Genomic DNA, 26,835 nt, shown 5'->3' on the forward strand with positions numbered 1-26,835 from the left:
GAAGATAAGGATATTATATTTTTTGGGAGCTCCCTATGTAAATAAATCAAAAGCGAGGCGGAAAGTATTACAATGGGCATCCACAATATCCTTGATATGAACCGAATAACCTCCTCCCATACTGACCTGTAAAGGCAGATTTTTATCCTTACAGGTCTGCAAAACCATCCTATCGCGCTCTTTACAGGCGGCTTTACTCAAAGCCAGTTTACCCAGTTTATCAGTTGAAAGCACATCTACACCTGAAAGGTAAAATACAAAATCAGGCCGGGCGCTTTCGAATGCTTTTTTAAGGTTGGTATTTAAGATTGATAAATAAGCCTCGTCCCGCAGGCCATCATCCAGTGGTACATCCAGGTCGGAAATTTCTTTCCGGAAAGGGAAATTTTTATCACCATGCATCGAAAAAGTAAATACACGCGGCTCATGCCTGAAGATTTCTGCAGTACCATTCCCCTGGTGCACATCTAAATCAATAATTAAGATATGGTTAGCTAAATTATTATTTAATAAATAGTTAGCCGATATTGCCTGATCATTCAGCAAGCAAAATCCTTCACCCCAATTACTGCCTGCATGATGCGTCCCACCGGCCACATTAAAGGCAATCCCATGCTCCAGAGCAAAACAAGCACCATCAATCGTACCCTTCGCAATCCTCAATTCCCGTTCTACCAGCTGCGCATCCAGAGGAAAGCCTATACGACGTTGATCCTTGGCAGACAGGGTCAGATCCCTTAATTGTTCCCAGTAGGCTTTTTGATGCGTCAGCAATACAACGTTTTCACTAAGGAGATCAGCATTGAATAAATTATGGTGTCCAATGGTCCCCTCATACAAAAGCTGTTCGGGTATCAGCTCATATTTTAACATAGGAAAGCGATGCCCTTCCGGTAAAGGGTGTACGTAAGTGGGGTGCCAGGCAATTTTGATCATTTAACCTAAAATCTCCCCCACATGTTTTTCGATATTGTTACAGATCTGATCTACCGGCAAATCATTGGCATCATAACCGAACGGATTCTCTATTTCTTCAGCTATAAGCTCCAAACTCGCTAATACATAGAGAATAAAGGGTACTATAGGAACCACAAAATACCCCAAACTAAACACCCAGCCAAATGGCAAAGTAACCACATAAATAAAGATAAACTTTTTAATAAAAGCACTGTAGGAGAATGGAATCGGTGTATTTTTAATCCTTTCGCAGGCGCCGCAGATATCGGTAAACTGATTAAAATCGCCTGACAACACAATAAATTGTTCCTGGGAAATCGCTCCCTTCTCCAGCAAACCGTAAAGCCTGTTGATTAAACTGCCCGCAATCTGATTTGGAATGTGCTTACCTTCTTCTACTTCGATCAAAAAACTGTTTTTGCCGAAATACAATTTTTCTCGTAGATGCTCCTTTAAGCTAAAAGCATATTTGGGTATGCCGTACTCAAAAAAGCGGACATCCTCCTCTGCAAGTTTAAGCGCTTTGATTTTCATGGCAAGATTCCGGCTCACGTTGGTTAATGATCCAAGCAGCTTTCGCCCTTCCCACCACCTATCGTAAGCCGTATTTGTCCTGAACACCAACAAAAGGGACAGAACAAAACCCAGTAAACTGTGCATCATACCTACGTTGGTCACATAACTGCTTTTGGAGAGCTGAAAGAAATTCAGTTCAGCAAAAGCTACCACACCCGAAAAGAAAGCCACAGCAAGCATTAAAGGCCACAATTTTCTAAAAGTATCGCTTTTATGGATATGAAAAATGAAAGCACTCCAGTTTTTAGGATTGTAGTTGATCATTTTTTATTCTTTTTTATGTTAAAACATCTTTACTTACTTGTAATAACACTTGTCCGGCCATGTAAACATCTTCGTAAGAATTATAGAGTGGCACCGGACTTAAACGGATTACATCAGGTTCGCGCCAATCGCCGAGTACATGATTGGCCATTAAACCATCAAAAATCTGCTTGCCGTTACGCTGGGCAATAATAGACAATTGCGCACCCCGATCTTTAGGATTGTTTGGTGTGATGATTTTGTATTGCTCAAAATCTAAGTTTATATTCACTTCATTTATAACAAATTCAAGATATTGAGTTAAAGTAATACTTTTACTTCTTAAAGACTCAATGAACCCTGCCCGTTCAAAAATCTGAAGGGATGCATGATAAAGAGCCATCGGCATGACCTGGGTGCAACTCACCTGCCAGCCATCTGCTCCAGCTTCAGGAACAAAGCCTTTTTCCATTTTAAAGCGGTTGCTTTCCTGGTAACCCCACCAGCCTGCAAAACGATTTAAACCGGTATTGTTAAAATGTTTCTCATGAACAAATATTCCGCTAATACCCCCCGGACCAGAATTCTGATACTTGTAAGAACACCAGCAGGCAAAATCGACACCCCAATCATGTAGTTTTACCGGAACATTCCCGGCTGCGTGCGCCAAATCCCAACCCACAACAGCTCCAATTTCATGGCCGGCTTTGGTAATAGCCTCCATATCGTACCATTGCCCTGTGTAGTAGTTGATTCCACCAAACAATACTAAGGCAATTTCACCCGCATTATCTTTGATCTGAGCTACGATATCATCTGTCCGAAGTATCTCTTCACCCTCACGCGGAAAAACCTCTATAATCGCTTCTTTTGGATCAAAACCATGAAACCGTACCTGGCTTTCTATCGCATACTGATCGGATGGGAAGGCACCACCTTCCATAATGATCTTAAAGCGCTTACCTTTGGGCTGGTAAAAACTGACCATTAACAGATGCAGGTTAACAGTAAGGGTATTCATAGGACAAACTTCAGCAGGTAAAGCACCTACAATCGGCGCCATTAGCTTTTTCAGCTCTTTATGGTAGAACATCCATGGCTCATTCCCGTCAAACCAGCCTTCAACAGCATAATTGGCCCAGTTGTTCAACTGGCGCTCCAATACCTGATGTGCAACTTTAGGCTGAAGACCTAAAGAATTACCACACAGGTAAATAAAATCTTTTCCATTATGGTTTGGAAATAAAAAATCTGACCTAAAATGACGGAGCTGATCAGCCTCGTCCTGTGCCTGAGCAAATGAAAGGGTATTTTCGAAATTCATTGCGCCAATATTACAAAAAAAGCAGGTATTGTTTCCAATCCTGCTTTCCAATTTCTTGTATTTTATTAAAACTTCACTGTATTACAACATAAACCAACTTTCCTGTCTTTCATGCCCCATGCAACTTTAATACTTGCTTTATTTACACTTTATTTGGCTTACTCACGTACTTATTGCCCTTTACAAAAAATCGCCAGGGCAACAGTGCATGCTCTTTGGCATAAGCAATACCCACACGTGGCGTAGCAGCAATATCTTCTTCTTCATATCTAATACCCTGATCTTCAATCCAGATTTCATCCCCCAGGAGGCTTTTTGTATTGAAGCCCCTATCAATCCCCAGTGCTTTTGCAGCAGATCCAGGTCCAGCTGAAATAGCTCCCTTTGTGTGAGACATCCCCCTCCGTTTTTCGATAATTTCTGTACCAACCAACGGCTCTACCCCCCTGATCAAAACTGCGTGCGGATCATTTTCTATAGAAGTAACCACATTGAAAAGATGATGCATACCATAACAAAGGTACACATAAGCAATGCCACCGGCCCCATACATGGTTTCGGTTCGGCTGGTACGCCGACCGCCATATGCATGAGAGGCTTTATCTTTTATTCCAAAATAGGCTTCTGTTTCAACTATAACACCGGCAGTAACCTCATCGCCAATTTTGGTATACAACACTTTGCCCAGCAGGTCTTTCGCAAGCCCTACAACATCTTCATTCAGGTAATACCCTGGTTTTAATTTCACTTATTTATCTGAATTATCTATTTAATAAAACAGATATAACATGCTCTAAATAAAGCTTATCTGTTTCATCAAATTTATTTAACACCTCGCTATCCACATCAAGCACACCGATAACCTCACCGTTAACAACCAAAGGCAAAACGATCTCAGATTTTGAAGCTGATGCACAGGCGATGTGCCCGGGAAATTCGTCAACATCGGGAACAATAATAGTTTGAGCCTGAGCCCAGGAAGCACCACAAACACCTTTTCCTTTTCTAATCCTCGTGCAGGCTACTGGTCCCTGAAACGGACCAAGAACAAGTTCATCATGCTTAACTAAGTAAAAGCCTACCCAAAACCAGCCAAACTGCTCTTTAAGCGCAGCAGCAACATTTGCAAGGTTGGCTATAAAATCTGTTTCTCCCTGCAATAAAGCCTCAATCTGAGGAATAATCGATTGGTATTGTTCTTCTTTCGAAGTATCCCTGGTAATAACTAAATCTTCTGCCATTTTATTTTTTGTGTAACCCAAAGTTAATCATGATTTGCGAGATGTATGGAAACTTTGATTTTAATGACGAAAATTTGAATGATAAGCTATCTTTAAATTCCTTAGTTTTGGCAGGTCAACCACTTGTTATGATCGTAGCATTAACCATCACCAAATTCCGGAGTTTTACCATCCCCTTTGCCTTTATCGGCATGGCAGTCCTCAGGCTCCCATTATGGTTAAACAAAAGGTGCAGGTTTTGGAAATTGATGGGCAGTGGCAAAGATGCACAGGTAGACCTCCCTGCCGATTACCGGCACTGGGCCATATTAACTACCTGGGATAACCGGGAGACTTATGACGACTTCAACTTCAGATCGTTCGTAATGAAATGGTTCAATTTCTTTGGCAGCGAAAGCTTTACTATCTTACTTAATCCTTTATCAAGCCACGGATTATGGTCAGGAAAACAACCATTTAAGACGCAAATATCTGACATAAATCACACAGAAAAAATTGCTGTGATTACCAGGGCAGCTATCAGGTTCAATAAGTTGAAGGAATTCAGGAGCAATGTAAAAAGAGCAGCGGAGGCCATGAGGAATGCCACTGGTTTTATCCTTTCAGCAGGGATTGGCGAAAATCCGTTTTTTGATCAGGCTACTTTTTCAATATGGGAGAACATGGAAAGCATGAAGGCTTATGCCTACCAATCATTTGATCATTCAGATGTGATCAAGCTAACGCGGGCGCGCAAGTGGTATAAAGAAGAGCTGTTTGCCCGTTTCGCAATTATCGATAGCTGGGGCTCACTAAATGGCGTTGAAATCAATACAAATAATTAAAACTTAAAATCAGCATGAGAGTAGTAGCGGAACTTCCACACCCGGAATGTAAGATTACCATTTTTTCAATGAACCAGAAATTCATTATCAAGTTTGAACAGGGTACTTTTGAACAAAGTTATAAACTGGCCGAACTCGACCTGAGCGGGGGCGGCGTAAATGACGTGTTCGAAATTTTAGATGAAGAATTTATCCAAACTGTTACCGAAAGGTTTAAGAGTATGCGTACTGACTTTACTGCAGCATATAACAGGCATCAATACTAGAAACTTAACACACAAATACCTGATTACCAAATAATTAGTACATTATTCAAAATTATATTCTGAATTTTTCAGTGTTTTAGAGCTGAAAAATATGCAATATCTATATTATCACTGAAGATGATAAAATATAAATTATTGATATACTGATTATTAAATCATTAAACAAAATATAATTCTGAGACTTGATTTTGCCAAATAAATGAGAAGTTTGTTAGTTTATAGGCTTATTTGCTATTGATTCATTTGCTAGCGCATACAGATAACAAAGCTTAATAACTCTTCATTGCGAACAAGGCGCAGGAAGTACGGGTAACATAAAGCAACCTTTACGAGAGTAGATAAAGGTTAAATTATAGAAACTTGAATGAGTAGATTTCTCCACTACGTTGCACTCCGGTCGAAATGACGAAAACTCATGGTAAAAACGAAAAGCTCGTTATGTGTAAACCTCTGGCTAAAGATCGTCCATTGGTTCATTTTGTTGGTGAGGCGCGGATAACGGGGGCTTAAAATCCTAGTCGTCGCAAACTGCAGGCACTATAATGTAGACAGATGAAGCAATCTTTTACAAGAGTAGATAAAGGTTAAATTATAGAAACTTGAATGAGTAGATTTCTCCACTACGTTGCACTCCGGTCGAAATGACGAAAACTCATGGTAAAAACGAAAAGCTCGTTATGTGTAAACCTCTGGCTAAAGATCGTCCATTGGTTCATTTTGTTGGCGAGGCGCAGATAACGGGGCTTAAAATCCTAGTCGTTGCGAACTGCAGGCACTATAATGTAGACAGATGAAGCAACCTTTACAGGAGTAGATAAAGGTTAAATTATAGAAACTTGAATGAGTAGATTTCTCCACTACGTTGCACTCCGGTCGAAATGACGAAACGTGAGGAAAGTTCAGCGTGACCAAAAAAAAACGCAAAGAGAAATCTGCGTTTATCTGTAGTTAATATAGTTTAGAGGTCTTTCGCTAAATTCGATACCTTAAACCGAAACTACCGTATCGTGTACAACAACCCTGTACCAGTTTTTAGAAAACTTTTCTACAGCATCTAAATGCGTTTTATCTTCTTGGTAAGCATTATGGTCGGCAATGTTTGCAAAAGTAATGGTCAGTGAGTAAGTAAAAGAATTATCGGTAACAGGACGTACCGGTGTATTGGCTGCTAAACCATAACTTAGACTTTTGATGTATTTAATCGGTTTTAAACTTTCAAAAAAGTTAGCAAAGTCTGCTATTTCAGTTTTGGTAAGTTGTGGTTTTAACCAAAACATTACAAAGTGTTGGATCTGGCCTTTATCTGCAGTTTCTGTCATTGGATATTTTTTTTGTAAATATATTAAACCTTTTTAATTGGGCATAAAAAAATCCCGATGTAAAATCGGGATTCTTGTTATCTTAAAAAAGCCTAGTTTTTAGGTTGCACACGGCCTGATTTCCTGTCTTCTCCTCTACCAATCAGGTAACCGCCACCGGCTCCAACCAATCCACCTATAATAGCACCCCTACCTTTTTTCTTATCAATTAAGGCACCACCTACAGCACCTGCTGCTCCACCTATTACGGCTCCTTTTGCAGCATCACTCCAGCCTTTTTTCTTAGCCGTTGGCTGAGTACCACCATACGAACCACTTGAGCTACCTCCAGAACTTGCATATGATCTTGACGATGCAGCACCTGCCCTTCTGGCTGCTGCTAATTCTGCCTGGCGTTTAGCTTCTTTTTCCTGTTCTACTTTAGCCACTTCAGCTTTCTTAAAGCTGTCTAAGCGTAAACTGTCTTTTACTGCTTTAATGGCCATTTGTTTTTCTAACTGTTGTTGTTTTAATGCTGCTTCTTCTTTTTCCTTATTGTTACAAGCAAACATAACAGAACTTAATGCGATTACTACCAATATCTTTTTCATAACTTTAAATTTTAAATATGACGCCAGTTTAGCTACCTAACCTTGCTAAACAGTTTCATTTTGGAATGTGCGATTTAGTTAATTATTAGTTAATTATGAATAGTAAAGAAAAAATGATGCCAAAATGTTTTAGAAAGAAAAAATTATTCTACCAAATCGGTATACCAAAAGCCAGAAAGTGCTGTTGAAGCACATGGAGAATCGTTGTCATGTGCAGCTTTTGCGGGTGTATTATAGGTTCTGAAAACCTGCTCACCGACCGAAAAGTTGATTTTTTTCCTGAAAACAGGGCCTTCAAACGCAAAAGTATGAAACTCACCGTTTTCTCCACAAGGATCAATTTCTGGTGGAAGTTGATCAATCAGTTCCTCATTGATTACTTTTCCACAAATATCTTTTAGATTCTGTTGTGTGCAAACAATGATGGTTTTATAGTTCAGCTTGATAAACTCACTGATCAGTTGCCTGGTATTTTTTTGCCATAACGGAAAAATAGCCTCAATACCAATTTCGGCTAGTTTGTTTTCTCGGTATAAACGTAAATCCTCCAAAAATATATCTCCGAAAATAGAATGGGTGATGCCCTCTTCCTTAAATTTCGAAAGATGCATTTTCATCGTATTATCGTAAGCTTCCATATCGGGCATTTCGCCTAAACGGATCTGATATAAAGGAATACCAATACTTTCAGCCTGCCTGATCAGTAAAGCTTCCCTTACACCGTGCATCGAAACGCGGTTATATTTTTCGGTAACCGTTGTAATGAGATAACGGATTTCCAGCCCGGGATCCTGCAGGGCATAGTGAAGTGCCAGCGTACTGTCTTTACCACCGCTCCAGTTGAATATACAAATCTTTTTACCGGGCATTCAATAAGATTTCGTTAAGTTCAGCTACACCTTCAACAGCATTTTTCTCAATATTGATTACATTTTTGTAACGTTTAACATCGGGTATACGCGGATCGATGATGTATTTATCTACAACACTGGGTACAAAATCGATTAATCCAGCTGCCGGATAAACGGCCAGTGAAGTACCTATGAGCACAAATATATCTGCCTGTTTACAAAGTTTTGCGGCAACTTCAATCATGGGCACCGCCTCGCCAAACCACACCACATGGGGTCTGAGCTGGGACCCCAATTCACATAAATCGCCCATTTTGATTTCTGTTCCCTGAATAGGGTAAGTTAAATCAGGTCGTAGATCAGACTGCGATCTGGTAATTACACCATGAAGATGGGTAACTTTGGTAGATCCTGCCCTTTCGTGGAGGTCGTCGATATTTTGGGTAATAATTTCAACATCAAAGTCTTTTTCGAGTCCGGCAAGTAATTGATGTGCCCGGTTAGGTTCGGCTGCTAAAACCTGGCGTCTTCTTTCGTTGTAAAACTCCTGCACCAACTCCGGGTCTTTTTCCCAGGCCTCTGGTGTAGCTACATCATACACATTATATCCTTCCCATAAGCCATCAGCATCCCTGAAAGTCTTCAATCCGCTTTCGGCACTGATGCCTGCCCCTGTTAAAACAACTAATTTCATAAAATATTACACCGATTGGAGTGATTGAACAGACTGCGTGTAATTGATAAATTTCTTAGCGATATTTTCATCAGCTTTAAAGATCTGGGGATGGAACATGCAAGCTAAGGCTTCGATACCTTCTACCAAGGTTCCTATGCTGGGCTGGGTAAACATATCAAAATCGGCAATATACACCTGATTGTTTTTTACCGCATCGAGTGTTTTCCATCCGGCTTTCGCTGTGAGCAGGTTCATTTCTTCCAGGCTGCGTTTCTGATCAAAGCCGCAAGGAGCAATAACCAGAACCTCAGGATTATATTTCACAATCTTCTCCCAAGGAGTCACAATCGAATCGCCCGCAGGGTTCGAAAGCATATCTACCCCTCCGGCAGCGGCAATCTGGAAGGGAATCCAATGCCCGCAATTGTATATTGGTTCTATCCATTCCATCAGCATTACCCGCTTTAAAGGAGACCGGTTTTCGCGTAATTGATCCAAAATCTGATCGGTTTTCTGCTGCAAACGGGCTAAGTAAGTAAAAGCGACTTCTTCCTTTCCCAGTGCCCTTGCAATAGTGATGGCGCATTCGAAAACATCCTGCAGGTTATTGGGCGAAAGCGGAACCAAAAGTGGCTGCTTGCTCAGTTTCATCACAGCCGTTTCGGTACAAACCGTATCAATATTACATACCTCACAAATATCCTGCGTAAAAACAACATCAGGTGCAATGCTTTCTAAAAGTGCATCATCTACCCAATACAGGCTTTTGCCTTGCGCTTTAGAAGCCGAAAAAATCCGGTCGATCTCTATACTGGAGTAATTTTTACCTTCCAATATGCAACGCACCACCTTGGGCTGATCGGCCGCTTCTTTCGGGCATTCGAAGGTTACGCCATGCAGGTAATCCTGAAGGCCCATATCATACATCATTTTGGTAGCAGCAGGTAAAAAGGAAACAACCTTCATTGGATGTAAAATGTATTAAGTAAAAATGTAATTAGTTATCTAAGATAAAAAAAATCCTCTTCTGAACTGAATCAAAAGAGGATTTCTATTTAAATCTGGTATTTTATACCGCTTGCGCTTCTAATTTTAATACCGGGTATTTAGCTTTTAAAATTTCGAAAGCGCCAAAAAGTAAAGCCCCATAAATAACAGTCCCTTCTAAGAACCTGATTTCGAATGGAATGGCTTTTACCAGGCAGCTCCAATAGCCTGCTAAATCCTGGGTATAGGCTGGATTATTGATCCAAACACCTAAATCGGTAACCAACCAGTGAATAAGCACAATGCTTAATGTTGAGGCTAATAAATTTACCACGTTTACATTTTTAAGCAGGATTCTGCCTACTAAAACCATTAAAGCAAAAGCAAGATAGGTCCAATACCAGCCTTCGTATAAAAAAGAATCACCGCTATATTTACTAAAAATAGTTGAGGCTAAAATAAAGTCGCTTAAAAACAAACTCAATAACGGAAAAGCAAAAGCTTTGGCCTGATCTTTAAAATAGGCACCACCAAATAAAGCTACTGCTCCTATCGAGGAAAAATTAGCAAATTTCAATTCATCTGAATTAAATGTTATCAGCAAACGCAAGGCCGTAATTGCTAATATCATTAAGAGCAGTACTAAGTTACGGGGATTAAATTTTAAATGAGCCATTGTATTTTGGTTATTCGTTAAGCAAAGTTAATTTTTATTAGTGTATATTAAAAATTACACCGGTATTAAAATTGAAACCTAAACTGTTATAGCCGATAATCTCGTTGTATTTTTCGTTCAGGATATTTTTGGCATCGAAGAACAGTTTTACACGTTTTTTGGCCAAGGCATACTCTGCATAAGCATTTAACAATTTGTAAGCAGGCAGATTGTCTACGGTATAAGTGATAAAATTACCATCGTTACGTTTGCCAAAATAACGGAAATTGGCACTTACATATAAATGATCTGTGGCCTGTGCACCTGCATTGATGCCAAAAGTATGTTTCGGTCTGCGGAAAAGATAATTGGCAACGGCATTATCTATAAAATTAAATTCGTTTCCTTCTACATAGGCATAATATGCATTGATATTGAACACACCGAATTTAACTGCCGGCTCTACCTCGAATCCTTTGGCTTTTTGGCTTACCTGGTTAATGTAACCGGTAGGATAAACGTAAATAATGGCATCAGTTAAGTCGCGTTTGTAACCAGCTAAACGCAAGCTGAATTTATCATCAGCAAAGCTAAAGTTAACACCAGCTTCGTAATTCTTTGATTTTTCGGGCTTTAGGTCCAGATTGGCACCAAACTGGCCAAAAAGCATATTTAAGGTAGGTACCTTAAATGCTGTTGAAACCGTTCCGAATAATTTAATTTCTTTTATAATGTTGATACTTGGGGTAATTGAATAGGTATAGTTTTCGCCATATTGCTCATGTTTATTATAACGTCCGCCAACTTCAAGGTTGAATACACTTAAATCGTGTAAGAACAATGATCCGTAGGCGGCGAAAATATTTGTTTCCGGTTTATTTGCCACTGATGATAACTTCAATACACGATTATCGATACCTACCAATAAATCGAGTTTATTGTTCAATTTTTGATTGTAGAATAAATCCAGCAAAGATGCCCTTCCCTCGTTAAGACTAGGATACTGGCTATGCGCATCGTTTCTTGTATTTTCGAAACTATAATTTAGCGTTACTTTACCGGTAGCAAATTCATATTTCGCATTGGTACCCGCTGCAAAGTTTTTCAGGATAGAATAGTTGTTTGCATCGGAAAATGCGCCACCGTCAAATTTATAATTACCGAAATAATAACGTACAAATGGATTAACCGAGAAATGATTGTCCAATTTGATTCCGAAATTTGCATTTAAGGCATCGGTTTTAAAACCGTCTTTATCAAATTGGGCTGTGCTTCCCACTGGCGTTGCTGCTTCTGAAATCCCATCGGTTTTGGCATGGGTATAATTGATGTTATAAGAAAAACCTTCAACACTACCATTTAAACCAATGGTTCCTTTATAAGTTTCGTAACTGCCTGCACTGGCCACACCATAAATGGTATTGCCTTTTGGACCACCTTTTTTAGTAATGATGTTGATTACTCCTGCAACAGCATCAGAACCATAAATGGTAGATTGTCCGCCTCTTAAAATTTCGATATGATCGATCTGATCGATGGAAAGCAGTCTTAAATCGAATGCACCACCGTTTCCTGATGGATCGTTCTGCACAATACCGTCAATTAAAACAACAGCATAGGCACTTCCGGCACCTCTGAAAAAAACCGATTTGTTAAGTCCCGGGTTACTGCTGGCGCCGGCTACAATAATACCAGCCTGCTCACTGATGAGTTCTGGTAACGATTTACCATTGCTGCGTTCCAACACCTCTCGACTGATGATGCTGACCACTTTACCGGTTTGTGATTGTTTTTGATCGTTTTTAGTGGCAGAAATGACCACATCTTTAAGCTGCAAAGTGTCTTTTTGCTGCGCGTTAGCCAACTGGCTAATCATTAGCTGCGCCATACCTAAACCGGCGGCTGCTAAAATTGTTTTTTTGTTCATTTTTGATGGTTAGTTTTACCTATAGCCAACAGATTGTAAAAGAAATGAAAATACGTAAACGTTAAGTACTTCAACCCCAGCTTCAATCCACGAAAGCTATGAAATTAATGCTAAAGGCAGGTCTTCTGACTTACTCCCGGTTTTCTGCCTTCCCATGCCGACAAGTCGGCACAGTGGCGAAAGAATAGAAAAACCGTTACAGAGCTTACAGCTGCGGGACAGTTACAGATTTACACTGTATTCCCTTTTAATTCCGGTTGTATGCCGGAAACCAAAAGCGCCGCAAATGTAAGAAAAAAGTGTTTACAACAATAAAATAAGAAATCTTTTGAATCTGTTTGTGTTGAGGATGGCATACTTTAAGGGCACTTTTCCCTTCAAAATATATTTTTGTGTATGTTAAAACTATTTAAACCAACCCTTACGCCAAAAATAGATCACCTGTAAAATCGCAATTACAGCCATCACAATCCAGGTATATAAATAACCATGTTCTGCGTACAACTCAGGCATATTATCTTTTAGTATTTTTCCAGTTGCCGGATCTTCCCTGCTAAAATTCATTCCATAAATCCCGGCAATAAAGGTTAATGGAATAAATATGGATGATATAATGGTTAATACCTTCATAATTTCGTTCATCCGGTTGCTGATGATCGATAAATTCATGTCAATATTGGCAGATGCAATCTCTTTTAAAGATTCTATAAAATCTATAATCTGGATGCAATGATCGTATGCATCTTTAATATATGTTTTGGTCAGATCAGATATTAATGGGCTGTCTGTACGGATAATATCATTCAATTTATCCCTTTCCGGCCAGGCTACTTTCCTGATGGTAATCAATGATCTTTTAATGGCTTGTGTATCGTACATGATCCTTTTATCAGGATGATCGTACAGCCGGTCTTCTATTGCATCTAATTCCTCTCCCCAAAAATTCAATAGCGCAAAATAGTTATCTACAATTACATCCATAATGGCATACATTAAATAACTGCTGCCGCCAATTCGGATGTTGCCCTTCCCTACTTCCAAACGTTTTCTTACCGGTTCAAAACAATCTGCATAAGTTTCCTGGAAGGTAATTAATGTACGCTCTGACAGGATAAAAGAGATCTGATCATTGCAGAGCACATTATCATCGCTTAAATATAAATGCCTGCTTACCGAAAAAATGTATTTATCATTGTCGTATTCATCCAGCTTGGGCCGCTGATAAGAACTGGTAATATCTTCAAGCACAAGCCTGCTGATGTCAAGCTTTGCATACAGGGTTTCGAATATGTTGGGATCAGCCAGGCCTTTGATATCGAACCAGTAATAAAAATCTTTATCCTCGACCAGTTTATCGATGTTATTGATATTATCCAGTTCGGTTTTCTTATAAGTCTTATCATTATAAATATGCAATACAATAATTGGCTTTAATGCATCTTCATCAATGGCATACAAACCCGGGCTAGTGCCTGGTGCCGGAACTTTATAATGTTTATGACGGTTACGTGGCTTGTTTTTTCCCATAGCTTATAAATATAGCCGGGCCTGCGGGCCCTGGTTAAATAACAGATCAACGATACTTAAGTTGCGTAAAAATTGATGTCTATCTTCAAAAACCTGATAATATGGCTTATTGTTTACAATATCCTCCTGCTTTTTAGGATTCATAGCCGAACGGAAATCAAGTCCTGGTTTAACCTCATCAAAATATTCGCCAGTTACGCCAAAGCTTTTGTTCAATTTTAATTTTTTGTTGAGCCACTCTAAAAGTGAGAGGTTATAATCAAACAAGAAATCGAATTTTTTGGTATAAAAATGCGACAGTTCATCTTCGTAAAATTCGAAATAAGCAGAACTCCTGTAACAGCTTTCTAAACTTAACCAATGCAAACGCTGCCAGTTAAAACCATAGCTAATGCGTACATCTTTCATTTTCGTATGCACCTTGGCACCTTTAACCACAGGCACGGTAATATCCAGTTTGCCGTTTGGCGAATAAATACTGGCCCGGTTACGGTAAGTCTGCTTGGCGAAATGTTCATGTTTTTCAATTAAAAAATTCTCTCCCAGGTTTTGCAATAAACTAAAATAACCTACCGGTGGAAGATAAAATAATGGAAGTATAGCTGTATTCTGCATTTGAAAATTTATGTTTGTAGCTGAAACGTTTTAAAAATAATGATTAAAAGAGGGATTTCGCATGTTGGCGTATTTTTTTTATACCTGTTATCGCTACTCCCTTTGCCTTTGCTCTTTATTTTTGCAAGATTACTATATTATCTCCTTTATTACGTAATCGGCTATCGAAAAAAAGTTGTCAGACAGAACTTAATCCAATCTTTTCCCGAAAAATCTGCTACTGAGCTAAAAGTTATCGAAAAAAAATTCTTCCTGTACCTGGCCGAACTTATTTTTGAAATCATTAAAATGACGAGTATTTCGAAAGCCGAAACCTTAAGAAGGGTAAAGTTTACCGGATTGCAGCAATTGGAAGCTCATTTTAAAAACGGGGAAAGCGTATTGGCCTGTACAGGCCATTATGGCAACTGGGAATTAGGTACCCTAGCCCTTGGATTGAGTATATCAGCCAAAACCATGGCTATTTTTAAACCCATTAAAAATAAAATTTTCGAAACCTGGTTTGATTGTATGCGAACCAAGTATGGCAATATTTTTATTGCTATGCGGCAAACACTGCGCGGTATGGCTGCTTATAAAAATGAGCCCGTACTTTTATGTTTTGCAAGCGATCAATCCCCCACCAGAGAAGAAACCAAGTATTTCACCAATTTTTTAAACCAGCCCACTGCCGCACTTTTAGGTGTGGAAAAAATTGCAAAATCGACCAGGAGACCTATATATTACTTTAAGGTAAATGTGATTAAAAAAGGTTATTACCATGTAGAAGTGTTGCCCATGTGCCTCGAACCTGCTAAAATGGAGGAATTTAAGATCACTGACCTGCACTTTAATTTTTTAGAAAATATTATAAAAGAACAGCCACAATACTGGCTTTGGAGCCATAAACGCTGGAAATTTAAACCCGAATAAAAGAATGAACCCATCAGTAGCCATTGTAATTTTAAACTGGAATGGAAAAGCCTATTTGAAGCAGTTTTTACCTGGAATTTTACTTTCAGAATATGACAACCTGCAGATTATTGTAGGCGATAATGCTTCAACAGATGATTCGGTTTCATTTTTACAGGAAAATTTCCCTACGGTTAAAATTATCCATAACGACAGGAATTATGGTTTTGCAGGAGGTTATAACAAAGTTTTAGAACGTGTAGAAGCCGATTATTTTATTCTGCTCAATTCGGATGTAGAAGTAAGTCCAAACTGGATCAAACCTGTTATCAGGCTGATGGAAAGTGACACAAAGATTGCAGCAGCACAACCTAAAATTAAATGGCAATTGAACAAAAACCAGTTCGAATATGCAGGAGCCGCCGGAGGCTACCTGGACATTTACGCCTTTCCTTTCTGCCGTGGAAGGCTTTTTAATGTTTATGAGTTTGATAATGGTCAGTACAATGAACAGCAAGAGGTTTTTTGGGCGAGTGGCGCAGCCTTTTTTATCAAAAGCAAATGCTGGAGAGAAGCCGGAGGCCTGGATGCTGATCTTTTCGCCCACATGGAGGAAATAGACCTGTGCTGGCGCTTAAAAAACCTGGGCTATAAAATTATGTATTGTCCCGATGCCGAAGTATACCATGTTGGCGGCGGAACTTTACAGACAGAAAATCCATTTAAAACTTACCTTAATTTCAGGAACAACCTAATCATCATGCAAAAAAACCTTCCTGCAGGCGATGCTGTTTTCAGGATTATCATCCGCATGTTTATCGATTTCATTGCCTGGTGGCACTTCCTGCTTACCGGAAAACCAAAATTTACCATGGCCGTGAGCAAAGGCCACTGGCATTTTCTTAAATCTTTATCAAAAACCAATAAAAAGCGTAAATCAGTCCAGAAAGATTATACCAAACATACCGGGGTATACCATAACAGTATTGTTTGGGCCTTCTTTATCAGGAAAATTAAATATTTTTCGAAACTGACATAAACCCTGTCTTAATCGGATGTGCTGTTAGATGGTAATATCTAACAGCGATAATATCGGTGTAGATTAATTAAATCAGCAAACTTTCGATAGCCAGGCGGTAACCTTTAATGCCAAACCCGGTTAAAACACCCTGACAATTTTTTCCTGTAAGTGAAACGTGCCGGTATTCCTCGCGGGCATAGATATTCGAAATATGTACTTCAACAACAGGGGTTTTAATGGCAGCTATAGCATCTGCAATGGCAACAGAAGTATGTGTATAACCACCGGCATTTAATACTATCCCATCATAACTAAAGCCAACTTCATGCAATTTATTGATGATTTCGCCTTCAACATTACTTTGATAATATTCAATTTCGATTTGCGGATAAACAGTTTTTAATTCTTTTATATAATCCTCGATACTGGTATTTCCATAGATAGACGGTTCGCGAACACCCAATAAGTTTAAATTTGGCCCGTTAATAATTTGTAGTTTCATGGTCTGTTGTAACGTTAAATGTTGTAACGTTGCAATGTTATAAAAAATCTCAAATAAAAGCATGCTTTGGTCATCATATATTAAAGGATTTAAGTCGTATTTAAAGCTGGAAAGATCGTTATCGCGAAATTCTGTGGAGGCTTATCTGAATGATATTGATAAGTTGATCCAGTATTTCAGGTCCCTAAATGAAGAACCTAAACTAACCGATGTTACCGTAACACATTTAAGATCTTTTATTTCGTGGTTAAATGAACTGGGTATGCTTGCAAGTACGCAGGCAAGGGTAATATCCGGACTGAAAGCTTTTTTCTCTTATTTACTGCTTGAAGAAGTAATTACCGACGACCCCACGGCATTATTGGAAGCACCTAAACTAACCAGAAAGCTTCCGGATACGCTGAATATTTATGAAATTAACGAACTCATTGCCGCTATTGATGCTTCCAAACCTGATGGAATGCGCAATAAAGCCATTATAGAAGTATTATATGGTTGTGGCTTACGTGTAACGGAATTAACAGAATTAAGGATCTCGGGCCTTTTCCCTCAGATTGAGTTTATCAAGGTAATCGGGAAAGGTAACAAAGAACGCCTGGTGCCCATTGGCAGTACAGCATTAAAACTGCTCGATATTTATATTAATGAGGTACGTGTGCATACAAATATTAAAAAGGGACATGAAGATTTTATATTTCTAAACCGCTTTGGCTCCAAACTTTCGCGTATTGCTATCTTTAACCTGATTAAAAGTCTTGCGGTAGCCACCGGATTAAAGAAAACCATTAGTCCGCATACACTCAGGCATTCATTTGCGACACACTTAATCGAAGGCGGTGCCGATTTACGTGCAGTTCAGGAAATGCTGGGTCATTCGAGCATTACCACCACAGAAATTTATACCCATATAGACCGCGATTATTTAAAAGAGGTAATTACACAGTTTCATCCAAGGGCTTAGCATTGGTGTTTTTTAGATCATGGTTCATGGCTAAGGTTTACAGGTACTTGAGCATCAGTGGTGGCCACCATTTTTAACCACAAAGGCACAAAGTTTGGCTGAAATAGTTTATACCTGCTCTGTACCCCCGGACTTTTGGATATCTGGCTCCTAACTTGATTTCATTTCCTCACCATTAAGAAGTTAAGTATATTAAGGATTTAATCTAGTACACATATCTTCGGACTTTCGGACCCCTGACTCCTGACTATTTCACATCAAATTCCTGCTTTTACCATCCTGTCTTTTCCCTGCATATCTTTTCTTAATTCAATATTTATAAATCCTTTAGCTGCCAGCATATTAACAGTTTCTTTACCTAAATATTCATTGATTTCAAAAAAAAGCTCCCCATTGGGTTTTAAATTAGTTTTAGCAAAATCAGCAATTGCTTTATAAAAAATCAATGGATTTTCGTTGCTGACAAACAAGGCTAAGTGAGGTTCATGCAAAAGCACGTTATTATGCATTTCATCTTTTTCCAAATCCCTGATATAAGGAGGGTTACTTACTACTATATCAAATTTTTCTTCAGTTTTAAATGTTAAAATATCGGCTGCAATAAAATTGATTTCGACACCAATTTGCCGGGCATTTTGTTTTGCAACTGCGATTGCGTCAACAGAAATATCCAGTACAGATACCTTCGTGTTTGAAAGGTGTTTTTTAAGCGTTATTGGTATGCAACCAGATCCCGTTCCGATATCAAGTATACTGAGCTTTTTTGGTTCAAAATTGTTAATTGAACCCTGTTTACCGTAAGCTGAAATGATCCAATCAACCAATTCCTCTGTTTCAGGCCTCGGGATCAGCACATTTTCGTTCACTTTAAAAACCAGTCCATAAAAATGAGCTTCTCCTAAAATATGTTGAATAGGCTTACCGATCTGCAAATCGTTAAGGATACTTAAAAACTTTTGCATATTGATGAAACTTACGGCTTCATCTTTCTTTACCATCAACTTACTGGCAGACAATGCCAAAATCTGCTCAGCGGCAAGACTAAATAAGGTTTTCGCCTCATCACTTTCGTATAAGGGTGCAAGTTCCAATCTATAATGCTCCTCGAGCGTGCCTATGTTCATGAACAGCAAAATTACTTATTTGAGACGATAACAGGTCTGTTTTGATAAGGCTATGACTCTTTTTTTACTACTTTTGCCCTAATGAGCGATGAATTCTATATAAAACGCTGTTTAGAGTTAGCCATTTTAGGCATTGGCAATGTAAGCCCAAACCCGATGGTAGGCTGCGTAATCGTATTAAACCAAAAGATTATTGGCGAAGGCTATCATCAGGAATACGGACACGCACATGCAGAGCCTAATGCAGTTAAAGCTGTGTTTGATCAATACGGAAATGACGCTGAGGCCATGTTAAAACTGGCTACAGCTTATGTGAGCCTCGAACCCTGTGCACATTTCGGCAAAACCCCTCCCTGTGCCGATCTTTTTGTGAAACACCAGATTAAAAAAGTAGTAATAGGCAACAGAGATCCTTTCTCAGGCGTTGATGGCAAAGGCATCGAAAAACTTAAAAATGCCGGAATTGAAGTAATCAGCGGAGTTCTTGAAAATGAATGCCGTTACCTTAACAGAAGGTTTTTTACCAGGATACAACAGCAAAGGCCATACATCATTTTAAAATGGGCCGAAACGGCCAATGGTTACTTTGCAACAAAAGATGGCCAGCAGAAGTGGATAACAGGCGCTTTAGCCAAACGATTGGCACACCAGTGGCGAACGGAAGAAGATGCCATCCTGATCGGAAAGCAGACCGCCATTACAGATAATCCGCAATTAACGGCACGGGAATGGCCGGGTAAAAACCCCATCCGCTTGGTGATTGATAAAAACCTCCAGGTACCACTATCAAATCACATTTTCAACACGGAAGCTAAAACCATCATTTTTAACGAGATTAAAACCGATATTGTTGGTAAGATCCATTATATCCAAATGGAAGACATGCATTTTTACCTGGCACAAAAAATTGCATTTCAGCTATATCTGATGGATATACAATCGGTAATGATCGAAGGAGGTGCCAATATCCTTAACCAGTTTCTATCTACTAACCTCTGGGATGAAGCACGCATCTTCAGCTCATCAAAAAGCTGGGCAGAAGGTATTCCTTCACCAGTTATAAACGGAAACCTGAAAGAACAGGTCCAGATTGGAAATGATAAACTCTCTATCTATATAAACGACATAAATAAATGATCTACATTATTTTAAGCATTCTGTGTAGTGTTACGGTTGCCATATTATTGAAACTGGCCAAGCGCTACCAGATCAGCATTATACAGGCAGTTACAGTGAACTATTTCGCTGCGTTAACCTTATGTTTTCTCTTTTTCAAGCCAGATATAAAACTGGTTAGCGCTGATGCCCCATGGCCAATATACATTACGCTGTCTGTATTATTACCCTCCATATTTTTGTTTCTTGCTGCATCGGTTAAAAACCTTGGCATTGTAAAAACAGATATTGCCCAACGCTTATCCCTCTTTATACCCATATTAGCGGCCTACTTCATTTTTAAAGAAGATTTTAACACCTTTAAAATAATTGGCTTAGCCATAGGTTTTGTTGCAATTGTTTTAACCTTTCTGCGCAAACCGGATCAGAAAAATGGAAAAGGGAATTTACTCTACCCAATAATGGTTTTTGTGGGCTTTGGTGTGATCGATGTTCTTTTTAAACAGATTGCCTTATACAAAGAATTGCCATATACTACCTCTCTTTTCACCGTTTTCTGCCTTTCATTCATTGTATCGCTGTTAATTGTGATCGCGATGGTGATCTTGGGCAAAATAAAGTTACAATTGGTTAATGCGGTTTGCGGACTGATTCTGGGCTTTTTTAATTTTGGAAATATCCTTTTTTATATGAAAGCACACAAAGCACTGGCAGAAAACCCATCAACAGTTTTTGCGGCAATGAATTTGGGCGTAATCATTACCGGTACACTGATCGGTGTAATTGCTTTTAAGGAAAAATTAAGTAAACTGAATTATGCAGGGATCGTTTTGGCTATTGCTGCAGTTATCTTCATAACCTTATCGCAAAATGCTGTTCGATGACACCTATAAAACCATCGAAAGTGCCTCAGAAGGCATATTTCGCGATAAAGGAAGCAAATTTATTGCTTATGCTTACCCCATCAGCAGTGAAGAAGAAGTAAAGCCGATCATTATGGCCCTGCGTTCAGCTAATGCAAAGGCCAATCATTTCTGCTATGCATACCGCTTAACACCCAACCGCACTGTTTTTAGGGTAAATGATGACGGCGAACCTTCTGGTACCGCTGGCAGGCCGATCTTAAACTGCCTGTTATCGGAAGATATTACCAATATTTTAATCGTAGTAGTCCGTTATTTTGGGGGTACCTTACTTGGAGTTCCGGGTTTAATTAACGCCTACAAAAACGCTAGTGTAGAAGCTATTAAAGCTTCAAAAATCATTAACAAAACAGTAAATGATGTGTATGAAGCCTATTTTGGGTATTTACAGATGAATGATATAATGAAATTGGTTAAGGAAGAAAACCTGCATATTTTGGCTCAAAATTTTGATACCGACTGTATCTTAAAATTTGAAGTGAGAAAAGCACAACTCAACCGGGTTTTAAGTAAATTTGATCAATTGGAAAGTGTTAAGCTAAAATACCTCCACACGATTTAACCACCATAAATAAGGATCAACACAGATAAACCTGTTTATATATGCAAGAGCTGTGGGCAAAAACAACCAAATATGAAAATATCTGAAAGCGATTTAATCATCAATCCTGATGGTAGTATATACCACTTAAATCTTCTGCCTGGAGATGTTGCCGGTACCGTAATTACGGTTGGCGATCCTGAGCGCGTTGGCGAGGTGAGTAAATACTTTGACAGCATAGAATTCAAAAAAGGTAAACGCGAATTTATTACCCATACCGGTTTTGTAGGCAAAAAAAGGTTAACAGTACTCTCAACGGGTATCGGGACCGACAATATTGATATCGTTTTTAACGAGCTTGATGCATTGGTGAACATCGATTTCGAAACCCGCGAAGTTAAAAAAGAGATAACCAGTTTAAATATCATCCGTATAGGAACATCTGGTGCTGTACAACCCGATATCCCTATGGGAACAATTTTAGCTTCATCACATGGTTTGGGCATGGATGCCCTGATGAATTATTACCTGCAGCAATTATCAGGAGATGAACAGCTTTTAATGGATGATGTAAAGGCGCATTTCGGACACCTGAAAAACATTAACCCTTATTTAACAGCAGCAGACGAAACCCTGTTAAACACCATTGGCAAGGATATGCACCATGGTATTACCATTACTGCTCCCGGTTTTTATGCACCGCAGGGCAGAATAGTAAGGGCAAAAAATGCAGTTCCCGATTTCATAGCTTTAATTAATAGCTTTAAGAGCAACCAATACCGCATTACGAATTTAGAGATGGAAACAGCAGGTATTTATGCTTTGTCTAAAGTTTTAGGCCACAAAGCACTTTCAGTGAATGCTATTCTTGCCAGTCGGGTTAATTTTCAATTTAGCAGTAATCCCAATAAAATAGTAGAACAGGCCATTAAAACAGTACTGGAGAGGATTTAATTAAAGCAGGGTTACCAAAAAGCTCAGAACATTAAAATCAGCAATACATAAGTATTGTCCTCTTGAAGGATAATTTATTGTATAAAAATCAATATAATTGACAGCCTATCAACAGTAGCTTGCCGAAGGACCATTTTTAAATGCCTTAGGGGCGCTTCGATCCTTCGTCAAACTCAGTACAGGCTAGCTCAACGTGACAAATTGGAGATGAAATTACAAGTTATACAACCTAATCTTTATTTTACAGAAGGTATCTTCTCCTTTATCAGTTCATTTCCTTCTGCATCTAGGTAAGTACAGGTCATTTCTTCGAGATCAGTTACCCATTTCTCTACGCCGGCATCTGCAGCCTGTTTACAAAAGGTCAAATAATCTGTTTCACCCTGTTGATGTATTTTTAACGCATGTTCCAACTTTCCAGCTGAAGATTCTTCATTAATAACCAGGTTCGGATACTCCTCAGGGCTGGCCTGTAGGGCATTGTCTTCGTCATCAAAATAAATCGATAAACCATTGCCAACATAAACATCGTTCCGCTTAACACCCAATCTCTTAATTTCTTTTATAAATCTAGGGAAGTCTGCACCAGTTTTAATTTTTACTTCTGCTGCCCGGATGTCTTCGATCGTAAACATAATTTATTTGTTTAATGAAACTTTATAAATGGTTGTTTGCGTATACAGGTCTTCTGGCCTTAACACTGTACTTGGAAATGCAGGAATATTGATCGCATTGGGGTGATGTTGTGTTTCTACACAAAATGCCTCAAAATTTCCATAATCTCTTCCGCCCTTGCCGTTCTTTACTTCTAAATACTTCGAAGTATAAAGGTGCGCCACCGGTTCAGTCGTGTATACGCTTAAAATTAAACCGCTTTCAGCCTCAATTGTTTTTGTCGCCAGGGACAAATCACCATAAATTTTATCCAGAACAAAGGTTTGGTCATAGCCTTCCCCCTCATCCCAATCCTGTCCAATAGGTTTTAATTTGGTAAAATCAAGCGGTGTTCCCTCAACCGGAATCAATTTTCCTGTAACTGAATAATTATCGTCTTGTTCTAAGTAATTTGAGGCAAAAATCTGCTGTTTATGATCTTTAACGCTGCCACCATTAGGAGCCAGATTAAAATAACCATGGTGTGTTAAATTAATTGCCGTAGGCTTATCTGTCTCTGCCTCATAGCTTAAAATTAATTCATCATTTTCGGTTAGTTCGAAAGTCAGATCGATGATCAGGTTGCCCGGAAAGTTTTCTTCACCGTCAATACTTTCATACTGCATAGTAACTGATGGCTGGGGTCCATCCACAATCTCGATAATATCCCAAACTTTTTTATCAAACCCCTCTATACCGCCATGCAAAGTATCTGTTCCGGCATTCTGCGCCAGTTGATAGTGCTCGCCATCGATAGTTAAATTTCCATTTTTAATGCGGTTGGCATAACGGCCCACCACTGCACCTAAATAAGGATAACTGCTTAAATAAGCCGGATCAAGATATTCCTCAAAAGTATCGAATCCGAGTACGATATCCTGCTTTTCGCCTTTCGCATTTTCGACAATAAACTTGTTGATGATCGCACCGTAATTGAATAATTTAACATAAGTGCCTTTGCTATTGGTTAGTTCGACTGCGATGACTTCTTCGCCATTAATAATTTTTCCGGTAGGTATTTGCTGAACGCTCATAAATTGTAACTTAGGGCTTTTGTTTCCTAAACAAACATACTATTATTAATGATTTTAATAAATATATTTTAGCCAAATGAACATTAACCTTAAGGAAAAATTTGCCGCTCATTACCATAAAAATGCCGATGCCGTTTATTTCACTCCAGGACGGGTTAACCTTATTGGCGAACATATCGATTATAACGGCGGGTTGGTAATGCCCTGCGCCATTACGCTTGGCACCTGGGTGGCTATTGCACCTAATCACGATAACAAATTCAGGTTTAAAAGCTTAAATTTTGAAATTGAAACCATAGTTGATAGTAATGTTTTAAATGATAAAAATGGGGGTATATGGGCTAATTATCCCATCGGTGTAATCAATGAATTTATTAAAGACGGAAAGGAAATTACGGGGATTGACTTCCTTTTTTACGGAAATATACCCATCGGATCCGGTCTTTCCTCTTCCGCATCGATCGAAATCGCCACAGCCTATGCACTAAACAGTTATTTCAACCTGGGTTATAGTAAACTAGAGCTGGTAAAAATGGCCAAAAATGTAGAAAATAAATTTATCGGCCTTAATTCAGGCATTATGGATCAGTTTGCAGTAGCTTTTGGCGAAAAAAACAAAGCCATTGTGCTTGATTGTGAAACCTTAAAGTATAAAATGATAGATGTACACCTGGGCAATTATGTTCTGGCCATCATCAATACCAATAAACTGCGCGAGCTGGCCGATTCGAAATATAATGAACGTGTAGCCGAATGTCAAACTGCACTCAAACAGTTAAACGAAGAAATTACCCTGCATTACCTTTGCGAATTGAATCCTGAAAAATTTGCACTTCACAGCCATTTAATTACTGACAGGGTAATTTTAAACCGTGCCACCCACGTAATTAAAGAAAATGACAGGGTTCATTTAGCGGCCAAAGCTTTAAATGAAGGAAATCTGGAAGAATTTGGCCGTTTAATGTATGCATCACACGAATCTTTAAAAACCCTGTACGAGGTAAGCGGAAAAGAACTGGATGCCATTGTTGATTTTTGCAAAAACTATAAAGGTGTAATCGGTGCACGTATGACTGGTGCAGGATTTGGTGGCTGTGCCATAGCTTTACTGGAGAAAGGTTATGAAGACGACTTTGCGAAACATTTAACAGATTATTACGTGGATAAAATAGGTTATCCTGCCGCAATTTACATCAGCGAGATTGGTAGCGGCCCCTATTTAATTACAGACGCCAACCATTATAAAATGAATACTCAATCGGCCTGATCCGCCAATCTGTGCAATCCTTTAAAATAATGAGAAAATTAAAATTAGACGAATTAAACCGTCCGGATATCGAAGAGTTTAAAGCACAGGAGAAACTGCCTGTTGTAGTGGTTTTGGATAATGTGCGCAGTATGCATAATGTGGGTTCGATATTCCGTACTGCAGATGGTTTTGCTTTAGAAAAGGTAATCCTTTGCGGTATCACCGCACAGCCGCCCCATCGCGAAATAGAGAAAACGGCTTTGGGCGCCACGCAATCTGTAGATTGGATCCATTATACTGATACTTTGCAGGCTATTGAAACATTAAAGGAACTGGGCTATGAAATTGTTGCCATTGAGCAGGCAGAAAAAAGTACCATGCTAAATACTTTCAAGCCTGATCCCCATAAAAAGTATGCTTTAATATTCGGTAACGAAGTTGATGGCGTTAGTGATGAGGTTATGGCCAAAATTGACGAATGTATTGAAATCCCACAATTCGGAACCAAACATTCATTCAATATTGTAATTTCTGCCGGCATTGTATTCTGGGATTTCTTTGCTAAATTGAGGCTGTAAGTGCACTGATATGAAGAACCTGCTTTTAAAAAAACTTCAGATTAAACCGAATTTTAAAGTTAAAATAGTTGATGCTCCAGAAAATGCAGCCGCTATATTTGGTGATATCCCGTTGGATGTGGTGATGCAATATGAAAATACAGTTGATTTTAATGCATTGATTATTTTTTCAACCAGCAAAGCACAATTAAACACCCAGATTAAAGATAACATCGGAAATATAGATACCAAAACAGTGTGCTGGGTATTTTATCCAAAAAAGACTTCAAAAATACCATCAGATCTGGAATTGATGAAAAGCTGGGAAGAACTGAATGCTTTTGGTTTAACGCCCTGCGCTTCGGCAGCTGTAAACGAAACCTGGACGGCGCTTAGGCTAAAGTTCATTTCCGAAATAAATCCTTCGGGTATGCGCAACGATCATATCAAAACCAATGAATTTGGTGAGTATATCGATCCGGTAAATAAAACCGTAAAGCTGCCTGATGATTTACAAACACTTTTAGCTGTCCATACCGAGGCTTATGCCTATTTTAACACGCTTGCCTATTCTCACAAAAAAGAATATGTACTTTGGATTTTAACAGCAAAACAGGAAAAAACACGTAGCAGCAGACTGGAAAAAACTATAGAAATGCTGTTAAACCGGAAGAAAAATCCATCAGATAAATAAAATTCCAGCGCAATAAATTCAGTCAAAATTGCGTTA

30 protein-coding genes and 1 riboswitch are annotated in these 26,835 nt (G+C 39.0%); of the genes, 12 read left to right on the plus strand and 18 right to left on the minus strand.

Annotated features, from left to right (window positions below; all coding sequences use genetic code 11):
• Nucleotides 1–33 precede the first annotated feature (33 nt).
• From ACFSR6_RS05135 to ACFSR6_RS05155, 5 genes are all read right to left on the minus strand, one after another.
• Entirely contained in the window at nucleotides 34–936 is a 903-nt protein-coding gene (locus tag ACFSR6_RS05135) for a histone deacetylase family protein (protein ID WP_379075853.1), read from the minus strand.
• Nucleotides 937–1,797 carry a bestrophin family protein gene (locus tag ACFSR6_RS05140; RefSeq protein ID WP_379075856.1) on the minus strand — a complete coding sequence of 287 codons (861 nt, stop codon included), beginning with the start codon at nucleotides 1,795–1,797 and terminating at the stop codon, nucleotides 937–939.
• 13 nt (nucleotides 1,798–1,810) lie between these two features.
• On the minus strand, nucleotides 1,811–3,100 hold the full coding sequence (gene kynU, locus ACFSR6_RS05145) for a kynureninase (RefSeq protein ID WP_379075859.1): 1,290 nt from the start codon (nucleotides 3,098–3,100) through the stop codon (nucleotides 1,811–1,813).
• A gap of 142 nt (nucleotides 3,101–3,242) precedes the next feature.
• On the minus strand, nucleotides 3,243–3,848 hold the full coding sequence (locus ACFSR6_RS05150) for a DNA-3-methyladenine glycosylase (protein WP_379075861.1): 606 nt from the start codon (nucleotides 3,846–3,848) through the stop codon (nucleotides 3,243–3,245).
• Between the two features lie 13 nt (nucleotides 3,849–3,861).
• Entirely contained in the window at nucleotides 3,862–4,341 is a 480-nt protein-coding gene (locus ACFSR6_RS05155; RefSeq protein WP_379075863.1) for a GAF domain-containing protein, read from the minus strand.
• Nucleotides 4,342–4,469: 128 nt separating this feature from the next.
• Here ACFSR6_RS05155 and ACFSR6_RS05160 point away from each other — a divergent pair, with 128 nt between their 5' ends.
• Nucleotides 4,470–5,165, plus strand: a complete 696-nt coding sequence (locus ACFSR6_RS05160; protein WP_379075866.1) for a DUF3291 domain-containing protein — start codon at nucleotides 4,470–4,472, stop codon at nucleotides 5,163–5,165.
• A gap of 14 nt (nucleotides 5,166–5,179) precedes the next feature.
• Entirely contained in the window at nucleotides 5,180–5,431 is a 252-nt protein-coding gene (locus ACFSR6_RS05165) for a hypothetical protein (RefSeq protein ID WP_379075868.1), read from the plus strand.
• Nucleotides 5,432–6,417: 986 nt separating this feature from the next.
• Here the strand turns inward: ACFSR6_RS05165 and ACFSR6_RS05170 are convergent.
• From ACFSR6_RS05170 to ACFSR6_RS05210, 9 genes are all read right to left on the minus strand, one after another.
• Nucleotides 6,418–6,750, minus strand: a complete 333-nt coding sequence (locus ACFSR6_RS05170; protein ID WP_343521792.1) for a Dabb family protein — start codon at nucleotides 6,748–6,750, stop codon at nucleotides 6,418–6,420.
• A 92-nt stretch (nucleotides 6,751–6,842) separates the two neighbouring features.
• On the minus strand, nucleotides 6,843–7,340 hold the full coding sequence (locus tag ACFSR6_RS05175; protein WP_379075871.1) for a YMGG-like glycine zipper-containing protein: 498 nt from the start codon (nucleotides 7,338–7,340) through the stop codon (nucleotides 6,843–6,845).
• 143 nt (nucleotides 7,341–7,483) lie between these two features.
• A complete protein-coding gene (locus tag ACFSR6_RS05180; protein ID WP_379075873.1) occupies nucleotides 7,484–8,209 on the minus strand; it encodes a Dph6-related ATP pyrophosphatase in 726 nt (241 codons plus the stop codon).
• Nucleotides 8,199–8,885, minus strand: coding sequence for an SIR2 family NAD-dependent protein deacylase (locus tag ACFSR6_RS05185; protein ID WP_379075876.1), 687 nt, complete (start codon nucleotides 8,883–8,885; stop codon nucleotides 8,199–8,201). The genes ACFSR6_RS05180 and ACFSR6_RS05185 overlap by 11 nt, the downstream gene beginning before the upstream one ends.
• A gap of 6 nt (nucleotides 8,886–8,891) precedes the next feature.
• Nucleotides 8,892–9,833, minus strand: a complete 942-nt coding sequence (locus ACFSR6_RS05190; protein WP_379075879.1) for an ABC transporter substrate-binding protein — start codon at nucleotides 9,831–9,833, stop codon at nucleotides 8,892–8,894.
• A gap of 103 nt (nucleotides 9,834–9,936) precedes the next feature.
• Nucleotides 9,937–10,530 (minus strand): DUF6580 family putative transport protein, encoded by a 594-nt coding sequence (locus tag ACFSR6_RS05195; protein WP_379075881.1) that lies wholly within the window; start codon nucleotides 10,528–10,530, stop codon nucleotides 9,937–9,939.
• Nucleotides 10,531–10,567: 37 nt separating this feature from the next.
• Nucleotides 10,568–12,436 carry a TonB-dependent receptor plug domain-containing protein gene (locus ACFSR6_RS05200; protein WP_379075884.1) on the minus strand — a complete coding sequence of 623 codons (1,869 nt, stop codon included), beginning with the start codon at nucleotides 12,434–12,436 and terminating at the stop codon, nucleotides 10,568–10,570.
• Between the two features lie 98 nt (nucleotides 12,437–12,534).
• Nucleotides 12,535–12,727: riboswitch (cobalamin riboswitch) on the minus strand.
• A 114-nt stretch (nucleotides 12,728–12,841) separates the two neighbouring features.
• Entirely contained in the window at nucleotides 12,842–13,963 is a 1,122-nt protein-coding gene (gene corA / locus ACFSR6_RS05205) for a magnesium/cobalt transporter CorA (protein ID WP_379075886.1), read from the minus strand.
• A 3-nt stretch (nucleotides 13,964–13,966) separates the two neighbouring features.
• Entirely contained in the window at nucleotides 13,967–14,578 is a 612-nt protein-coding gene (locus ACFSR6_RS05210; protein ID WP_379075889.1) for a WbqC family protein, read from the minus strand.
• Between the two features lie 39 nt (nucleotides 14,579–14,617).
• On the opposite strand from ACFSR6_RS05210, the gene ACFSR6_RS05215 reads away from it, so the two are divergent.
• Nucleotides 14,618–15,490 carry a lysophospholipid acyltransferase family protein gene (locus tag ACFSR6_RS05215; RefSeq protein ID WP_379075892.1) on the plus strand — a complete coding sequence of 291 codons (873 nt, stop codon included), beginning with the start codon at nucleotides 14,618–14,620 and terminating at the stop codon, nucleotides 15,488–15,490.
• A gap of 4 nt (nucleotides 15,491–15,494) precedes the next feature.
• Nucleotides 15,495–16,508, plus strand: a complete 1,014-nt coding sequence (locus ACFSR6_RS05220) for a glycosyltransferase family 2 protein (protein WP_379075895.1) — start codon at nucleotides 15,495–15,497, stop codon at nucleotides 16,506–16,508.
• A 67-nt stretch (nucleotides 16,509–16,575) separates the two neighbouring features.
• On the opposite strand, the gene aroQ is transcribed toward ACFSR6_RS05220, so the two are convergent.
• The gene (gene aroQ / locus ACFSR6_RS05225) at nucleotides 16,576–16,992 is read right to left on the minus strand and encodes a type II 3-dehydroquinate dehydratase (protein ID WP_379075898.1); all 417 of its coding nucleotides are present in this window, start codon (nucleotides 16,990–16,992) and stop codon (nucleotides 16,576–16,578) included.
• A 61-nt stretch (nucleotides 16,993–17,053) separates the two neighbouring features.
• On the opposite strand from aroQ, the gene xerD reads away from it, so the two are divergent.
• Nucleotides 17,054–17,953 carry a site-specific tyrosine recombinase XerD gene (gene xerD, locus ACFSR6_RS05230; RefSeq protein ID WP_379075901.1) on the plus strand — a complete coding sequence of 300 codons (900 nt, stop codon included), beginning with the start codon at nucleotides 17,054–17,056 and terminating at the stop codon, nucleotides 17,951–17,953.
• Between the two features lie 257 nt (nucleotides 17,954–18,210).
• On the opposite strand, the gene prmC is transcribed toward xerD, so the two are convergent.
• Nucleotides 18,211–19,077: a peptide chain release factor N(5)-glutamine methyltransferase gene (prmC, locus tag ACFSR6_RS05235; protein WP_379075903.1), complete on the minus strand. Its 867-nt coding sequence runs from the start codon at nucleotides 19,075–19,077 to the stop codon at nucleotides 18,211–18,213.
• Nucleotides 19,078–19,158: 81 nt separating this feature from the next.
• Between prmC and ribD the strand changes: the two genes are divergently transcribed.
• The 4 genes from ribD to ACFSR6_RS05255 all read left to right on the plus strand — a co-directional run bounded on the left by ribD (nucleotide 19,159) and on the right by ACFSR6_RS05255 (nucleotide 22,611).
• Nucleotides 19,159–20,214, plus strand: coding sequence for a bifunctional diaminohydroxyphosphoribosylaminopyrimidine deaminase/5-amino-6-(5-phosphoribosylamino)uracil reductase RibD (gene ribD / locus ACFSR6_RS05240; protein ID WP_379075905.1), 1,056 nt, complete (start codon nucleotides 19,159–19,161; stop codon nucleotides 20,212–20,214).
• A complete protein-coding gene (locus ACFSR6_RS05245; RefSeq protein ID WP_379075907.1) occupies nucleotides 20,211–21,077 on the plus strand; it encodes an EamA family transporter in 867 nt (288 codons plus the stop codon). Before ribD ends, ACFSR6_RS05245 begins: the two co-directional genes overlap by 4 nt.
• Complete coding sequence (locus ACFSR6_RS05250) at nucleotides 21,064–21,678, plus strand: IMPACT family protein (RefSeq protein WP_379075911.1); 615 nt, start codon at nucleotides 21,064–21,066, stop codon at nucleotides 21,676–21,678. Before ACFSR6_RS05245 ends, ACFSR6_RS05250 begins: the two co-directional genes overlap by 14 nt.
• Nucleotides 21,679–21,750: 72 nt before the next feature.
• Entirely contained in the window at nucleotides 21,751–22,611 is an 861-nt protein-coding gene (locus tag ACFSR6_RS05255) for a nucleoside phosphorylase (RefSeq protein WP_379075913.1), read from the plus strand.
• A gap of 236 nt (nucleotides 22,612–22,847) precedes the next feature.
• Here ACFSR6_RS05255 and ACFSR6_RS05260 read toward each other — a convergent pair whose 3' ends face one another.
• On the minus strand, nucleotides 22,848–23,246 hold the full coding sequence (locus ACFSR6_RS05260) for a DUF1398 domain-containing protein (RefSeq protein ID WP_379075915.1): 399 nt from the start codon (nucleotides 23,244–23,246) through the stop codon (nucleotides 22,848–22,850).
• A gap of 3 nt (nucleotides 23,247–23,249) precedes the next feature.
• Entirely contained in the window at nucleotides 23,250–24,299 is a 1,050-nt protein-coding gene (locus tag ACFSR6_RS05265) for an aldose epimerase family protein (RefSeq protein WP_379075917.1), read from the minus strand.
• A gap of 76 nt (nucleotides 24,300–24,375) precedes the next feature.
• On the opposite strand from ACFSR6_RS05265, the gene ACFSR6_RS05270 reads away from it, so the two are divergent.
• Genes ACFSR6_RS05270 through ACFSR6_RS05280 form a run of 3 tightly spaced genes read left to right on the plus strand, consistent with a single transcriptional unit; the run spans nucleotide 24,376 to nucleotide 26,799 of the window.
• Nucleotides 24,376–25,566: a galactokinase gene (locus ACFSR6_RS05270; RefSeq protein ID WP_379075919.1), complete on the plus strand. Its 1,191-nt coding sequence runs from the start codon at nucleotides 24,376–24,378 to the stop codon at nucleotides 25,564–25,566.
• A 29-nt stretch (nucleotides 25,567–25,595) separates the two neighbouring features.
• Entirely contained in the window at nucleotides 25,596–26,126 is a 531-nt protein-coding gene (locus ACFSR6_RS05275) for an RNA methyltransferase (protein WP_379075921.1), read from the plus strand.
• A gap of 10 nt (nucleotides 26,127–26,136) precedes the next feature.
• Complete coding sequence (locus ACFSR6_RS05280; RefSeq protein ID WP_379075923.1) at nucleotides 26,137–26,799, plus strand: YdeI/OmpD-associated family protein; 663 nt, start codon at nucleotides 26,137–26,139, stop codon at nucleotides 26,797–26,799.
• Nucleotides 26,800–26,835 lie beyond the last annotated feature (36 nt).

The sequence above is a fragment of the Pedobacter vanadiisoli genome, from assembly GCF_042684385.1.
Lineage (GTDB): Bacteria > Bacteroidota > Bacteroidia > Sphingobacteriales > Sphingobacteriaceae > Pedobacter > Pedobacter vanadiisoli.

What these genes read in the sequence shown, in the direction of transcription:
- ACFSR6_RS05135 (WP_379075853.1), bottom strand. Translation starts at nt 936, where the DNA reads ATGATCAAAATTGCCTGGCACCCCACTTACGTACACCCTTTACCGGAA.
- ACFSR6_RS05140 (WP_379075856.1), bottom strand. Translation starts at nt 1,797, where the DNA reads ATGATCAACTACAATCCTAAAAACTGGAGTGCTTTCATTTTTCATATC.
- kynU (WP_379075859.1), bottom strand. Translation starts at nt 3,100, where the DNA reads ATGAATTTCGAAAATACCCTTTCATTTGCTCAGGCACAGGACGAGGCT.
- ACFSR6_RS05155 (WP_379075863.1), bottom strand. Translation starts at nt 4,341, where the DNA reads ATGGCAGAAGATTTAGTTATTACCAGGGATACTTCGAAAGAAGAACAA.
- ACFSR6_RS05160 (WP_379075866.1), top strand. Translation starts at nt 4,470, where the DNA reads ATGATCGTAGCATTAACCATCACCAAATTCCGGAGTTTTACCATCCCC.
- ACFSR6_RS05165 (WP_379075868.1), top strand. Translation starts at nt 5,180, where the DNA reads ATGAGAGTAGTAGCGGAACTTCCACACCCGGAATGTAAGATTACCATT.
- ACFSR6_RS05170 (WP_343521792.1), bottom strand. Translation starts at nt 6,750, where the DNA reads ATGACAGAAACTGCAGATAAAGGCCAGATCCAACACTTTGTAATGTTT.
- ACFSR6_RS05175 (WP_379075871.1), bottom strand. Translation starts at nt 7,340, where the DNA reads ATGAAAAAGATATTGGTAGTAATCGCATTAAGTTCTGTTATGTTTGCT.
- ACFSR6_RS05180 (WP_379075873.1), bottom strand. Translation starts at nt 8,209, where the DNA reads ATGCCCGGTAAAAAGATTTGTATATTCAACTGGAGCGGTGGTAAAGAC.
- ACFSR6_RS05185 (WP_379075876.1), bottom strand. Translation starts at nt 8,885, where the DNA reads ATGAAATTAGTTGTTTTAACAGGGGCAGGCATCAGTGCCGAAAGCGGA.
- ACFSR6_RS05190 (WP_379075879.1), bottom strand. Translation starts at nt 9,833, where the DNA reads ATGAAGGTTGTTTCCTTTTTACCTGCTGCTACCAAAATGATGTATGAT.
- ACFSR6_RS05195 (WP_379075881.1), bottom strand. Translation starts at nt 10,530, where the DNA reads ATGGCTCATTTAAAATTTAATCCCCGTAACTTAGTACTGCTCTTAATG.
- ACFSR6_RS05200 (WP_379075884.1), bottom strand. Translation starts at nt 12,436, where the DNA reads ATGAACAAAAAAACAATTTTAGCAGCCGCCGGTTTAGGTATGGCGCAG.
- corA (WP_379075886.1), bottom strand. Translation starts at nt 13,963, where the DNA reads ATGGGAAAAAACAAGCCACGTAACCGTCATAAACATTATAAAGTTCCG.
- ACFSR6_RS05210 (WP_379075889.1), bottom strand. Translation starts at nt 14,578, where the DNA reads ATGCAGAATACAGCTATACTTCCATTATTTTATCTTCCACCGGTAGGT.
- ACFSR6_RS05215 (WP_379075892.1), top strand. Translation starts at nt 14,618, where the DNA reads ATGATTAAAAGAGGGATTTCGCATGTTGGCGTATTTTTTTTATACCTG.
- ACFSR6_RS05220 (WP_379075895.1), top strand. Translation starts at nt 15,495, where the DNA reads ATGAACCCATCAGTAGCCATTGTAATTTTAAACTGGAATGGAAAAGCC.
- aroQ (WP_379075898.1), bottom strand. Translation starts at nt 16,992, where the DNA reads ATGAAACTACAAATTATTAACGGGCCAAATTTAAACTTATTGGGTGTT.
- xerD (WP_379075901.1), top strand. Translation starts at nt 17,054, where the DNA reads ATGCTTTGGTCATCATATATTAAAGGATTTAAGTCGTATTTAAAGCTG.
- prmC (WP_379075903.1), bottom strand. Translation starts at nt 19,077, where the DNA reads ATGAACATAGGCACGCTCGAGGAGCATTATAGATTGGAACTTGCACCC.
- ribD (WP_379075905.1), top strand. Translation starts at nt 19,159, where the DNA reads ATGAGCGATGAATTCTATATAAAACGCTGTTTAGAGTTAGCCATTTTA.
- ACFSR6_RS05245 (WP_379075907.1), top strand. Translation starts at nt 20,211, where the DNA reads ATGATCTACATTATTTTAAGCATTCTGTGTAGTGTTACGGTTGCCATA.
- ACFSR6_RS05250 (WP_379075911.1), top strand. Translation starts at nt 21,064, where the DNA reads ATGCTGTTCGATGACACCTATAAAACCATCGAAAGTGCCTCAGAAGGC.
- ACFSR6_RS05255 (WP_379075913.1), top strand. Translation starts at nt 21,751, where the DNA reads ATGAAAATATCTGAAAGCGATTTAATCATCAATCCTGATGGTAGTATA.
- ACFSR6_RS05260 (WP_379075915.1), bottom strand. Translation starts at nt 23,246, where the DNA reads ATGTTTACGATCGAAGACATCCGGGCAGCAGAAGTAAAAATTAAAACT.
- ACFSR6_RS05265 (WP_379075917.1), bottom strand. Translation starts at nt 24,299, where the DNA reads ATGAGCGTTCAGCAAATACCTACCGGAAAAATTATTAATGGCGAAGAA.
- ACFSR6_RS05270 (WP_379075919.1), top strand. Translation starts at nt 24,376, where the DNA reads ATGAACATTAACCTTAAGGAAAAATTTGCCGCTCATTACCATAAAAAT.
- ACFSR6_RS05275 (WP_379075921.1), top strand. Translation starts at nt 25,596, where the DNA reads ATGAGAAAATTAAAATTAGACGAATTAAACCGTCCGGATATCGAAGAG.
- ACFSR6_RS05280 (WP_379075923.1), top strand. Translation starts at nt 26,137, where the DNA reads ATGAAGAACCTGCTTTTAAAAAAACTTCAGATTAAACCGAATTTTAAA.